Origin of the sequence: Desulfosoma caldarium (assembly GCF_003751385.1) — a bacterium.
GTDB classification, from domain to species: domain Bacteria; phylum Desulfobacterota; class Syntrophobacteria; order Syntrophobacterales; family DSM-9756; genus Desulfosoma; species Desulfosoma caldarium.
Genome location: NZ_RJVA01000012.1, coordinates 224813 through 238144, shown reverse-complemented (window position 1 = coordinate 238144; position 13332 = coordinate 224813). Strand labels below are relative to the sequence as shown.

At 54.4% G+C, this 13332-nt stretch carries 10 protein-coding genes; 3 read left to right on the top strand and 7 right to left on the bottom strand.

Annotation, left to right across the window (positions count from 1 at the left end; all coding sequences use genetic code 11):
- The first annotated feature begins 878 nt into the window (after positions 1-878).
- Positions 879-1421, top strand: a complete 543-nt coding sequence (locus tag EDC27_RS09265; RefSeq protein WP_123290337.1) for a hypothetical protein — start codon at positions 879-881, stop codon at positions 1419-1421.
- A 664-nt stretch (positions 1422-2085) separates the two neighbouring features.
- On the top strand, positions 2086-3480 hold the full coding sequence (locus EDC27_RS09260; RefSeq protein ID WP_123290543.1) for a sigma-54-dependent transcriptional regulator: 1395 nt from the start codon (positions 2086-2088) through the stop codon (positions 3478-3480).
- Positions 3481-3535: 55 nt separating this feature from the next.
- On the opposite strand, the gene EDC27_RS09255 is transcribed toward EDC27_RS09260, so the two are convergent.
- Together EDC27_RS09255 and EDC27_RS09250 are read right to left on the bottom strand one after the other, a co-directional pair.
- A complete protein-coding gene (locus EDC27_RS09255) occupies positions 3536-4105 on the bottom strand; it encodes an isochorismatase family protein (protein WP_123290336.1) in 570 nt (189 codons plus the stop codon).
- Positions 4106-4201: 96 nt separating this feature from the next.
- Complete coding sequence (locus EDC27_RS09250; RefSeq protein ID WP_211334844.1) at positions 4202-5560, bottom strand: OmpP1/FadL family transporter; 1359 nt, start codon at positions 5558-5560, stop codon at positions 4202-4204.
- Between the two features lie 573 nt (positions 5561-6133).
- On the opposite strand from EDC27_RS09250, the gene manA reads away from it, so the two are divergent.
- A complete protein-coding gene (gene manA, locus EDC27_RS09240) occupies positions 6134-7384 on the top strand; it encodes a mannose-6-phosphate isomerase, class I (RefSeq protein ID WP_123290334.1) in 1251 nt (416 codons plus the stop codon).
- 594 nt (positions 7385-7978) lie between these two features.
- Here manA and EDC27_RS09235 read toward each other — a convergent pair.
- The 5 genes from EDC27_RS09235 to EDC27_RS09215 form a co-directional block, all read right to left on the bottom strand.
- Positions 7979-8572: a TetR/AcrR family transcriptional regulator gene (locus tag EDC27_RS09235; RefSeq protein WP_123290333.1), complete on the bottom strand. Its 594-nt coding sequence runs from the start codon at positions 8570-8572 to the stop codon at positions 7979-7981.
- A 25-nt stretch (positions 8573-8597) separates the two neighbouring features.
- Positions 8598-9749, bottom strand: a complete 1152-nt coding sequence (locus EDC27_RS09230) for an acyl-CoA dehydrogenase family protein (RefSeq protein ID WP_123290332.1) — start codon at positions 9747-9749, stop codon at positions 8598-8600.
- Positions 9750-9768: 19 nt separating this feature from the next.
- A complete protein-coding gene (locus EDC27_RS09225; protein WP_123290331.1) occupies positions 9769-10911 on the bottom strand; it encodes an acyl-CoA dehydrogenase family protein in 1143 nt (380 codons plus the stop codon).
- Between the two features lie 165 nt (positions 10912-11076).
- The gene (locus EDC27_RS09220; RefSeq protein WP_123290330.1) at positions 11077-11913 is read right to left on the bottom strand and encodes a MaoC/PaaZ C-terminal domain-containing protein; all 837 of its coding nucleotides are present in this window, start codon (positions 11911-11913) and stop codon (positions 11077-11079) included.
- Between the two features lie 239 nt (positions 11914-12152).
- Positions 12153-12977: an SDR family NAD(P)-dependent oxidoreductase gene (locus EDC27_RS09215; protein WP_123290329.1), complete on the bottom strand. Its 825-nt coding sequence runs from the start codon at positions 12975-12977 to the stop codon at positions 12153-12155.
- Positions 12978-13332: the final 355 nt, after the last annotated feature.

Sequence of the window (13332 nt, the reverse complement as noted above, 5' to 3'; positions counted from 1 at the left end):
ACCAAAACGACGGCTTATGATCGGTCCAGTTCAGTGCGGGGCGACTATAATCCTGAACTTGCGCGGAGTGTTGGTGTTGACTTTTTACACAGGTTTTTATTTTTAGAGGTACTCACAATTACAAACATAGGAGGAGGCATTTATTTCGAGACAGGATGATGGCGGGAGACCTCCATATTTTGAACTGGGCGGTTCAACAGCTCTTGAAAAGCCATCTGCTTACCTAGAAAACGGTGGTTTCGAGGAAGGCAATCCGGGTGCGGGGAAAGCTTCTGGTGATGGCCGAGTACTTGTCCAACTTGGACAATTCAACCCTGTAGAAGGTTCATATCTAGGGCTTATCTCAACCGGGCTTGGTTACACAGTAAGTTCTGGCTCTATTGAGCAAAAGGTCTGCCTACCACCGGATGCCCAGCAGTTAGAATTTTGCTGGAATTTTAACCCATAAGCATTTATAGAATGGTGTGGTTCATCTATCAGGATAGCTCGCGTGGATGTCATTGTAAATACAAGAGTCCAAACCCTGTTTTTACCGTAGAATTGATGCTCTACGTGGAGCAGTCTTTCCTACATCTCTCTATTTTGATCAGAGGTGGCCTGAATGTATTCCATTTCCTGACGGGGTAGGTTATGGGACTGGCGGTAACGACTGTACCGTATGGAGTACTGGCTGGCAACTGCAGTCTAAAGACATCTATGGTATCGCTGCAGCTAATCAGAATAAACCAGTAACTTTAAGATTCTCGGCAGGTGGTGTTGGGGATAGCATCTTCGATTGAGTTAATCTTCTTGACGAAATCACAATAACCCGGCCTTAGCTGAAAATGCTCGAGGGAAGATGGCAAAACCATATTCCCTATCTTATGGAGGCTGCAAATATGATTAACATAGGTATATATGTGTTGACAATTATTTTGCCATTCTTCAATGTAGCAGAACAGCTAATGGCAGAAGAAAAACCATCAAAATTCAATGAAGTTCAGATTATTCTCTACCAAGAAGGTAGGCAAAATGTCGTAGACCATCAAGACCCTTTTTTTCAGGAACTTCTGCTAGAATGTGAAGAGGTTTTCCTAAAAGCCGATAGTGGTTATAAGGTGGTCGTTCATAAGGACCTGATATCACGGATAAAGAAAAAGTTGGCAATAGAGGTTATTTATTCCATCGTTCATCGTACCGATATCCCTAAGCCTTTGTATTACACAAGATTACTTATCCCGCTTCAAGAAAAAGTTTCCAACGGTACGGTCTTTTTTGCTGGCATATATGAATATGAGTTAAAAAGAGATAAACCTGACTTATTGCCAGAGCAAGACTATACTTACATTGATCAATACCGTGCTCTTAATATAGTTCTTAACACCCAAGGGATACCTAGATTAAAAAAAATTCTTAGAAAGATGTCTATAGAACTGGATTGAAAAATAAATATATAAAACACAAATACGTCAGCCTGACGTTGGACTTGATTGTTGAGTTTTAAACGAAGAATGAATAACAACCGCATCAACTCGAACTGGCAATGCCGCTTCATTTTATTGCCAGCCGGTTATGCTGGACGTTAGCACCAAGAAATAACTCAAATCCCGCTGCTCCTGGCTTCAGGCGATTACCCGATCGCTGGCGGCCACTTTCCAGGCGGCGGAGCGTCAGCCGAGGCGGGCCACCAGACAATCGGCTGGCTTCGGCAGGCCATGTCCTTCAGCCGGCCGTTTGGTTGCTGGCACGGCCAGCACCCACAAAGGATCCGCGAGATCGCCGTCCGCCTTGATCTCAATGATCGCCGATGACCTGACAGATGTCGGCCAGATCGTTGTGATGAAGGCTGTGGCCCCTTATTTGGTCAACTGGTCTTGTTGTGTCCATGACAACACCGAAAAAAAGGCCGGCTCACAACGCCGGCGAAAAAATTTAACCACTGGCATCGCAACCCCCTTTTACCAGAGAACGCCGCATTATCGCGACAACCTTCCATGGATGCGACCCGTGGCTCGTCAAACTCTTGACTACCACGCAAAATTCCTTACACTGCCAAGAGCGGTCTTGCGACAACCCAGCACAGCCCTTGGGGGCAGGGAGCGGCGGATGGAGGCACGGGCACCTCTGAGCGATATTCTCGTGGTGGATGACACTCCGGAAACTCTTCAGTTGATTGTGGAAGGACTCCAAGAAGAAGGCTACCGCGTGGACATGGCATCCAGCGGTGCGGAAGCCGTCCGAAAAGCATCGCAACGCACCTACGACATCGTGCTCACCGATCTGGTCATGCCCGGCATGGACGGCCTGCAAGTGCTGGCGCATTTTGCCGAAAACTTTCCCGAGACGGCCGTCATCGTTCTGACCGGCTATGCCACCATCCAAACCGCCGTCGAAGCCATGAAGCGCGGCGCTTTTGACTATCTCACCAAACCCGCCAAGCTCGATGAAATCCTCGTGGTTTTGGAACGCGCGAGAGAATTCCTCGCGCTGAGGTCGGAAAACGACCTTCTGAAATCCCAACTGCAGGCTCGATACGGCTTTGACAAGATTATCGGCCAAAGTTCGGCCATGCAATCCATCTATCGCATCATCGAGCGGGTCGCGCGAACCGACACCACGGTGCTCATCACAGGAGAGAGCGGCACAGGCAAGGAACTCATCGCCAACGCCGTTCATTACAACAGTGAACGGCGCGACAAGCCCTTGGTGCCTATCAACTGCGGGGCAATACCGGAAGAACTCTTGGAAAGCGAACTCTTCGGCCATGAAAAGGGGGCGTTTACAGGAGCGTTGAGGGATCGAAAAGGGCGGTTTGAGCTGGCCCATCAGGGCACGGTGTTTTTGGATGAAATCGGGGATATGAGCCCCAAGCTACAGGTAAAGTTGCTGAGGTTTTTGCAGGAGCGCAAGTTCGAGAGAGTCGGAGGATCCAGAACCATCGAGGTGGATGTGCGCATCATTGCCGCCACCAACAAGGATTTGGAGGATGCCGTCAAGAACGGGACCTTTCGAGAAGACCTGTACTTTCGACTGAACGTCATTCCCATTCACGTGCCGCCTCTGCGCCAGCGCGAAGGAGATATTCCCATCCTGGTGCAGCATTTCCTTCGGCTTCATTGCCAGAAAAAGGGTCTCGCCTTGAAAAGAATGGCCAAAGATGCCCTCGCCTGCATGGAATCCTACGAATGGCCGGGAAACGTGCGAGAATTGGAAAACCTTATTGAACGACTGGTAATCCTGACGGAAGGGGACATCATTCAAGTGAAGGATTTGCCAGATCGCCTGCGCAAGGTTGCGCCGAAACCGGAGACCCCGTCCATTGAAATCGGCGAGGAGGGCATCGACTTGAAGCAAGTTTTGGAAGATTTGGAAAATAAGCTGATCTTGGATGCTCTGAAAAAAGCCGGCGGCGTCAAGAACCAAGCGGCTAAGCTATTGGGTCTGAACCGCACGACCCTCATTGAAAAGCTCAAGAAAAAACAGCTGGAAATCCGCGTCTGAGCCCACACTCGAGCTAGGGTCTCCGCCTCGGATTCCTTCCAACGCAACCCGGCATTCAGAACTTCTTTAAAATAGGCAGAGCCTGCCGAAACTGAGGGGTTCCCGCTCGGTTCAGCCATTCAAAGGTGACCATTTCTGTGCTCGTGATCACGGCTCCTGCACGGTCCAAGCGCTGCAGGCCGATGGAGCGGTTGTGCTCGCTGCGGCTGGTGACGGCGTCACTGACCACGTGCACCGTATAGCCCAGGCGCACGGCATGGGCCCCCGTGTGAAAGATGCACACATGGGTTTCGATGCCGGCTAGAATCAAAGTGTTGCGGCCCGATGCGGAAACCGCTCGAGCGATGGCGTCGTTTTCAAAACAGCTGAATTCCACCTTGTCCAGGATCACGGGGTCGGCCACCTTGGCAGTGAGCTCCGGAAGGAAAGGCCCAAGCTTTTCGGCATTGTGCTGGGAAAAGAGTACGGGAACATGGAGCACGGCGGCCATGTCCAGCAGGGCCATCACATGGCGAACCACTTCGTCTTTGTGAACACAAAGATCCAACATAACTTTTTGCAAATCCACCAGAAACAAAAGGCTCTCTTCGGGACGAACGAATCGGGCATGGATGTTTTCACTCATGGCTTCTCCTGAAATGAGCGGTTGGTGGAGCGCCGCACGGCGCCACTGGGTTTCGCGGCTCGCGGCGCTCCGGGAAGCTCATGCGTTTGGTGCTTTCTAAAACTTGTACGAAACGCTAACTCCGATCAAATGGGCATCCCCGTTGTCAAACTTCGATTCGTACACGCCGTCTGCAATGCGCGGGGCCACTTTGCGGTCTTCGATCATGAGATAGGTATAGGAAAGGTCCAGCGTCCAGGCGTTCCAGCGAAAGCCGGTACCAAACCCAAGCAGGTGGCGGTCGTTGGCCGGCACCAGGTAGTCCACGGTAGAGTCGGGAATGGGGGATTCATCAAAGATGTAGCTCGCCCTGAGATCCATCCAGTCCGTTACTTGGTATTCGGCTCCGACGCTTAGGCGCCACACGTCGTTCCAGTTCTTGTCCTTGGTGACACGGGCAACGCCCGGCAATATGGCTTTGTCATAGTTGATGGTCAGTTCCCGATAACTGCTCCAGCCCGTCCAGATGGCACCCAGCTCCACGCGCAGCCGCTCCATGGGACGAAGACCCACGCCCAAAAAGAGCATGTCCGGAAGGGTGACGCTGCCCTCAGCGCCCGTGTTGTTGAACCATGTAGCAGAAGCAGGAGCAAGTGGCCCGGACGTGAGAGCCGCAGGTTTGGAAAATTTGGCATCACCGTCCAAGTGTTGCTTGACATTGCTGTGATAGGACACGCCCAAGGACAGCCAATCCGTGGGTTTCATGTGAAGCCCCAGGGTAAAGCCGTAGCCAAAGGTATCGCCCTTGAGTTTGCTGTTCACATCAAGAGCACTGGTGGTGGGGTCGTTAATGTTGGTGGAAAAGCCCAAGGCAGCCAGAGTGGATCCGAAACCGCCCAGGACAAACGGTGCCGTGGCGTCAATCTTTTGCTCCAAGGTGAGATCGAACCACATGACTTCAACGCCCGCGGCGACGGACACCTTGTCATTGAGCTTGACGGCCACATTGGGATTGAACGATAGGGTCTTAATCACGGCGTTATAGCTATTGTACCGACCCCACCAATTTTTGTCGAATTCCGTGCCGAGGCCGAATCGGGAGTAGAGGCCGAAGCCAAGCCAAAGATTCTCCGAACTCTGATACGTGGCGTAAAAATGGGGCGGAATCCACACATTGCTTTCCGCAGATTTCGTGTGGCTTTGCCCGGAATAAGGGTTGACCGTGGTGACATCAGTCATGGGCGAGATGAACGTGGCCCCCGCCATCAATTGGACGCCGGGTAACTGTGTGATGCCGGCCGGATTATAAAAAACCGCCGACGGATCATCGGCGCTCCCTGCAAGGTTGGCCCCTAGAGCGTTGGCTCGAGCGCCGCCTTCATAGAGTGCAAAACCCGCCGCTTCCACCTGAGCGGCCGCCATGATAACCATTGCTGCCATAGCCACAACAATCCATAAGCCATGCTTTGCCCGCATCTCTTCCTCCTCACATTCCTAGACTCACCCCGAGAAAATCTCAGCCCCTTCAACCTCTTTAGATGAAACACTCGGACCGGTGGTTCCCCGCATCCCCCCTTTCATCGCCCGGCGTTTGTTGCTTCTGCGCCTTCCTGGGCTTTATGCGTCCTCTGTCAACTCGATCCTCGACCCGCCCAGCCGCATCAAAGACCCTGGCCCCTTCTCATGGCCTTCTCAGGCCACCCACACCGCAGACTGCACGGAGTCATGCCCAAAACGCTTTTTTTATGAGAACGGATGCCCCACACCATTTTCGCCCGCAGTCACCGCGTTTTTGCCGTCGCACCATGACAGACGCCTTTGTGGCCATCTCTTCAGGTGCCCAAAGCCTTCTTCCAAACCGCACACCGTGGTCCCCTCCATAAGCGATCTTCATGGCAAGGGCAGAGCCCAAAATGGATTCAAGTGAACTCACGAACAGGCGGCCACAAAGCCGACTCAACCTACCGAAGCCGCTGGAGATGGTCAACGAGAAAGTGATATAAAGAACGAGTTCCCTGTCCGATGTGGGCATAAAAGAAAGGAGATTCCATGACAGCGTTAGAACATCTTCCGGGTGCAAGGCCCTATCGGCTGCACAATCTCGTTCAGCACTACGAATGGGGGGAACGAGGACCGTCGGCTTTTATTGCCACGCTGCTTGGCGTGACAGATTCCAATCCTCGCCCTTACGCCGAACTCTGGGTGGGAGCCCACCCCTCCGCTCCGTCCCTGATGGAATTTCCCGATGGGTCAAAGCGTCCGCTGCCCGAAGCGGTGAAGCAGTGGCCGCAGGAAATTTTGGGTTCTTCGGTGATGCAATCCTTTGGCAGCTCATGGCCCTTTCTTTTCAAGATTCTTTCCGCTGCGGAGCCTCTGTCCATTCAGGCGCACCCCGATGCCGATCAGGCTCGGCGCCTTCACCAACAGGATCCACGCCACTACCCGGACCCCAACCCCAAACCGGAAATTGCCGTGGCGCTCACGCCCTTTCGCGCCCTGGTGGGATTTAAACCCGTAGCGGCTTGGCGGGAGATCTTTCACAGCTTTCCGGAAATCGCGTCCCTCATGGACGCCGAGGTTCTTTGCGCGGCCTCACAGGCGGATTTCATTAAAAATGCCTTTCGGCGCCTACTTACGAAAGCCCAACAAAGCCCGGAATTGCTCGCTCAAACCGTGGAAGCCGTCGCCAATCGCATTCACGAGGCCCCTTCACCCCTGGCCTCCATGGCCCATGTCTTTCACCAGCTCAAGGCCAAATACGGCCCTACGGACATGGGGCTTCTCGTGCTTTTTTTCCTCAACCCCGTGGAACTTTCCCCAGGTCAGGCTGTGTTTCTCGCTCCCGGCCTTCCGCACGCCTACCTCCAAGGAAACATCGTCGAATGCATGACCAACTCAGATAATGTGATCCGCTTGGGGTTGACGGCCAAACACAAGGATCTGGAAGCCATGGCAATGGTGCTGGACTTTGAACCTCGAAAAGTTTCCGTGATGACGCCGACGCAGGGCATGCACACGGTCTATTCGGTTCCGTGCGACGCCTTTGAAGTGCATCGCTGGGTCTTGGCGTCGCGCACAGAGGTTTCCGTTGAACGGCCGGGCGGCCCGGAAATCCTTTTCATCCTTCAAGGAGGCGGCCGCCTGGCGTGGCGTGAAGAGCATGGCTGGGCCTTTGTGTCTTACACCGCGGGACAGTCTTTTCTCTTCCCGGCTCACCTGCCCGCCTATAGGCTGGTCGCGGAAACGGAAACCCTTGCCTTTACGGCACGCGTCCCTGGAAATGCTCTTGGCCCGAAATAGGGCGTCCCGAAAGACGTGTCATGACCCGCAGGAATCAAGACCAAAATGTGCGTTATGGTGACCGCGCTGTCTTGGCTTGACTGTCCGGATCATGTAGGGGCAGCCCTTGTGGCTGCCCCTAATTAGGGCCGGTATGCGGGCCATCGGGGCAGGGACCGGGACCTGCCCCTACGCGAGGCATCCATGCCGATGGCCAGGAAATCCGGCCGTTCGACGCTGCATTCATTCGAATGCGCCATAGATCGTCGGGTACCAATGTGATCGCCGGTGGATTTTCGCGGTCAATAGACCCGCGTTGGGTGTTGTCCCGTTGACATCGTGCTCGCGTGCCACATGCGCGATGTTTTTTTGCCTTTGAGAATCTTCAGCACGATCTCCCTTTGACGATTGGCCGTCCGTCTTTGCCTTCGAACTGGCTTAACCACGCTTTCTTCCATCCCACACCCCCTTTTGCAAACCAAATCGAGGCTTATGGCTGGTCCAGTCCGGTGCCACGTCACTACAGACGGGTTCGTGCAGCTTTGCTGCGTGGGTCCGTCTTTGATGGAGAGGTTGGCACTGCCCGAAGGTGCTGGGCTGTGTGTCGCCCAGCCGTCAGCGGGCGAGCATGCCGTGAAGGAAAAGATCCGCAATTTCTTGGGCCACATCTTCCAAAGATAAGGGGCCTTTGGGGTTGTACCAAAAGTACAGCCAGTGCAGGGAACTGATCAGGGAAAAGGTCATGACGGTGGGGTTGATGCGCCGAATGGCCCCTTGATCCATCAAGGAAATGAGAAACGCCCGAAGTTGATGAACGTTTTCCTTTTCCTTGTCCAAAATGATCCGCCTCTTGTCCTCCGGCAGGTATTCCATGTCATGGAACAAGATTTTGTTGAAGTTCTCGTTCTTGAGGTAGGTTCTCAGGTATTCGATGAGAATGTCGGTGAGTTGTTCTTTCAAGGGTTTGCCCGAAGCCACATTGCGGGCGATGGCTCGGCGCATGTTGTCCACCAGCTCGTCGGCGGCTTCCAGGCAAATGCGAAAGAGGATTTCCTCCTTGTTTCGAAAGTGATGATACAAGGCGGCCTTGCTGATACCGACGCGCGCGGAAATTTCCCGGGTGCTGGCCGCCTCGTAGCTTTTTTCGTAAAAGAGTTGTCGGGCGGCCTTAAGGATCTCGGCCGCCGTGTTTTTTCTATCTTCCTTCACGCAACGCCTTTCTTAAAGGAAATTTTTAGCCCTTCGCGTATTCCTTGAGCACAAGTTTAGCGATGGTCATCTTTTCCGCCTCTTTCGTGCCCTCGTAGATGTCCAGAATCTTGGCGTCGCGGTAAAAGCGCTGCACATCATATTCATCGATGTAGCCATAACCTCCATGAAGTTGCAACGCCTTGTCGGCCACCCACACGGCGGTTTCTCCGGCATAGTACTTAGCCATGGCGCTCAGCTTGGGATCTATTCGACCTTGGTCCACCATCCAGGCGGCTTTGTAGGTCAATTGCCGAGCCAATTCGATACGGGTGGCCATTTCAGCCAGCTGGAACTGCACACCTTGAAAATTGGCCACAGGTTGTCCAAAGGCCGTACGTTCTTGCACGTATTGGGCCGCCTTGTCCAGAGCCCCTTGAGCGAGCCCGACGCCCTGGCCGGCGACCATGGCCCGCGTGACGTTGAAGAAGTTCATGAGCTGGTAGAAACCATGGCCTTCCTGACCCACCAGGTTTTCCACGGGAACCTTGACGTCTTCAAAACTGATTTCCGCCGTGTCACTGGCGCGAATGCCCATCTTGCCGCAAATCTTGTTGCGCGTGATGCCGGGTGAGGTGGCATCCACGATGAGCAAACTGAACCGTTTATGGCGCTCAGCATCAGGGTTGGTCACACAAAAGACGCAAAAGTAATCACAGACGGTTCCGTTGGTGATAAACATCTTTTGCCCGTTGAGGATGTAGTGGTCCCCTTCTTTAACCGCTCGAGTGCGTATGCCCGCCACATCTGTTCCCGCATTGGGTTCGGTGTACGCCCCGGCAAAAATGATCTCCCCGGACGCTAACTTGGGCAAGTAGGTCTTTTTCTGCTCTTCGGAACCATAGAGGTAGATGTTTTCGGATCCGAAAGGAGCGGCGGTAATCAGGCCAATGCCCATATCGATGCGACTGAATTGTTCCGTGATGATGGTGTTGGCCAAAAATCCCGCTCCCGAACCGCCGTATTCTTCCGGTATCCAGGCTCCGATAAATCCATACTCACAAGCCTTTTTCCAAACATTCCGAGGATATTTTTCTTCACGGTCGCACTCTTTGGACACGGGAGTAAATTCGCGCACCGCAAACTTGTAGGCTTCTTCCTTTAAGATCTTGAGTTCTTCTGGCAAATCAAAATTCATGGTCCCCTCCTTTGGTTTTTCACATGAGCTGCATTCGCTTGGCGACAATGAGTTTCATGATTTCGGTCGTTCCTGCAAAAATGGGAATCGGCCGAACGTCTCGGTAAAAGCGGCTGATGGGATATTCCTCCATGTACCCGTACCCGCCGTGAAGCTGCACACATCGATAGGCCACGCGGTTCGCCATCTCTCCAATCCACGCCTTGGCCATGGACACGTCCGTGACGATGTCCTTTCCGGCCATGTGATCAGCGATGAGGCGTTCCAGGAAGGTGCGACCCAGCTTCACCTCCGTGGCCATGTCCACAATGGTGAAGGCGTTGTGTTGAAAGGAAGCGATGGGTTGGCCGAAGGCCGTGCGCCCTCGAGCGTACTCGATCGTCATGTCCAGCATGGCTTCCGCCATGGCCTGGCCCATGATGCAGGCCATAAGGCGTTCCTGTTGCAAATGGTCCATCATGTGGTAAAAGCCGCGGTTCAAGGTTCCTAGAAGATTTTCAGCAGGGACGCGGCAGTCCTCGAAAATCAATTCCGCCGTATCTTGGGCGTGCAGCCCCATTTTCTTGAGGTTTCGGCCACGATGAAATCCGGGGGCGCCTCGTTCAACGACGATCAAACTGATCCCCTTGGCTCCCGATTCCACGGTGCCGGTGCGGCAGGCCACCACCACGAGGTCCGCCAAAATGCCGTTGGAAATAAAAGTCTTTTGGCCGTTGATGACCCATGCCTCGCCTTCTCTCACGGCCCGCGTGCGTAGAGCAGCCAGGTCGGATCCCGTGTTGGGTTCCGTCATGGCCAGGGCCAAGACCACTTCACCTCGAGCGGCAGCCGGAAGCCACCGCCTCTTTTGGTCTTCCGTACCCAGGGCGGCGATGTAAGGGGCCACAATGTCGCTGTGCAGGGGCGCCATGAAACTCACCGCACCCGCCTTGGCCAACTCCTCGGTGATGATCACCGAGTAGAGAAAATCAGCGCCGCTCCCCCCATATTCTTCAGAAAGCCATGGGCACAAGAAGCCCGCTTCCCCCATGGCCCGCCACACATCCCGAGAAACCACCCCCTCGTCTTCCCATCGTTCCATGTGCGGGGCCACTTCCCGCTCCACAAATCTTCGAAACGCGTCGCGAAAGATGTGGTGCTCTTCGCGATACAATCCCTCCATGCCTACCCCCTTTTGATGCCCATGCCGAAGGGGCGTTCCCGGCTGAGCCCTCCGCGCCTCTTATGCCGCACCCAAAGCGCCTTCGTCAACGCGCGAATCCTCAAGGGCTTCACAGCACCACGTGAAGGATCTGGAAGATGCGTCACCGCGCGCTGCTCCGTTTCGTTAGCCCACCTCGGCCAACGCATGGGACAACACCACAGCACGTTCCGTCGCCGCTTCAATGACATAACGGCCGTTGCCCACGGACCATCCACGCGTCGTGATGGTTTCGCCGGGATAGACCACGTCGGCAAACCGAACCTGAAAACCTTTGAAACGTCCCACGTCCCCTGCACAGGCGCCGGCAAGGATAGCTCGAGTCGCAAAGCCGAAGGTGCACAGGCCGTGAAGAATGGGTTTGGGAAAGCCCGCCGCTTTCGCCGCTTGTGGATCGATGTGCAAGGGATTGACGTCGCCGGAAAGGCGATAAATGGCCGCCTGATCCGGCGAGGTCTTGTAGGCGATCTCGAAATCCGGCGCTTTGTCTCGAGGCACGTGAACGGCTTCGGCCTTGGGCCCCGAGTCGCCTCCCCAGCCCCCGAGTCCCCGGCAGAACAGGCTCATACGCGTCTCGTTGACCACATCGCCCTGTTCATCCTTGGTTTCCGTTTCCAGGACCACCAAGGCCGCTTTTTTCTTGTCATAGATGCCGGCCACTTTGACGGTGCTCATGAGTTTTCCCGACGACGGCAGGGGCCGGTGCAGCCGAATGGCCTGTTCCCCGTGAAGCACCGTTGAAAGATCGATTTTCAACCGATCCAAGATTTCAAAAAACGGCTGAAAAACCGGAATAACCGCATAGGATGGACACACCTTGAGGCCGCCTTGGGCACGTTCATACACATAGTCCAAATCAGAGGCGCCAAAGCCGATCCCCAAATGGTAGAGAATAATGTTGCGCCAATGCATTGGATACTCAAAGGGGCCGATGGTAAGCCCCACCTGCTGGACGTCAATCATGGAAAGCCTCCTTTCTTTTTGCACCACACCCCTCCCAACCCCCAACCCCCCATTCCCGATTCCCGATTCACGATTCACGATTCACGATTCACGATTTACGATTCACGATTTACGATTCCCGATTCACGATTCACGATTCACGATTCACGATTTACGATTCACGATTTACGATTCCCGATTCACGATTCCCGATTCCCGATTCACGATTCACGATTCACGCCGCCCGACAACCAGCTTTCTCACCAGCCTCCCGTCACCTTGATCACCTGCCCGGACACATAATCGGACAGGGGTGAAGCCAAAAACAGCATGACTCGAGCGGCTTCCTCGGGCGTTCCCGGCCGTCCTAGGGGAATCATCATGCGAAAGGCCTCCAGCTGGTTCTTGGGGACGCCGATGGCGATCTTTTGGCCGTCCTTTTCCAGAAACGTGTCTTCGGCCTTGGGCTGGGTGAGTCGCGTTTGAATCCATCCGTAGGCCACGGCGTTGACGTTCACGTTAAACCGGCCCCATTCCTTGGCCAGGGTCTTGGTAAAGCCCAGAATACCCGATTTGGCCGTGGAATAGTTGGCTTGTCCGGCGTTGCCGTCCGTTCCGGCCACGGAACTCACATTGATGATCTTCCGCATGACCACACGGCCCTGCTCCGCTTCCTTTTTGGCATTTTCCCGAATATAGGGTGCCGCGGCCCTCACGATCCGAAAAGGTGCCGTGCAGTGGACCTTCAGCATGGCTTCCCATTGATCATCGGTCATTTTGTGGACCACGGCGTCCCATGTGTATCCTGCGTTGTTGACGATCACATGAAGATCCGGTCCAAAAGCGTCCACGGCGGCCTGGACGAATTCCTCCGCAAAGCCATTCGCGGTCACATCCCCGACCACGGCTACAGCTTCCCCGCCTTGGCGGCGAATCTCATCCACTACCTCCTGTGCTGGCCCCGCATCCAGATCGCTCAGCACCACCTTGGCCCCTTCCGACGCAAAAAGCAACGCCGCCGCTCGGCCAATGCCTCGACCGGCTCCCGTGATCAAACTGACGCGTCCTTCCAGCATCCTCTCCATAATTTTTTACCTCCTTGAGATGTGCCTGTTTTTTGTCTTTATGGCGTGGCTTTGCCGCGTGTCATTGAACATGCCTTCCGGATTTGTTTTCTCATCAATGTCACCCGGGCGTTGCTCTCTTCAAAGAAAACCGCCTCCGGAAGGTTTAAAAAACCTTCGCTTTTCCCTTAGGGGCCCTTCCCTTTATTGTCATTCCCGCGAAGGCGGAAATCCAAATTCTTCACCCTCCATGGACTTCTGCGTGCGCGGGAGCGACCATGGGGGCGCGGGAGTGAGTGTTGTCACCCGGAAGTGACGGCCGGGTCCCGGCACCGACATTAGGGATCCGTTAGTAACATTGGGCATCCGGCAGACC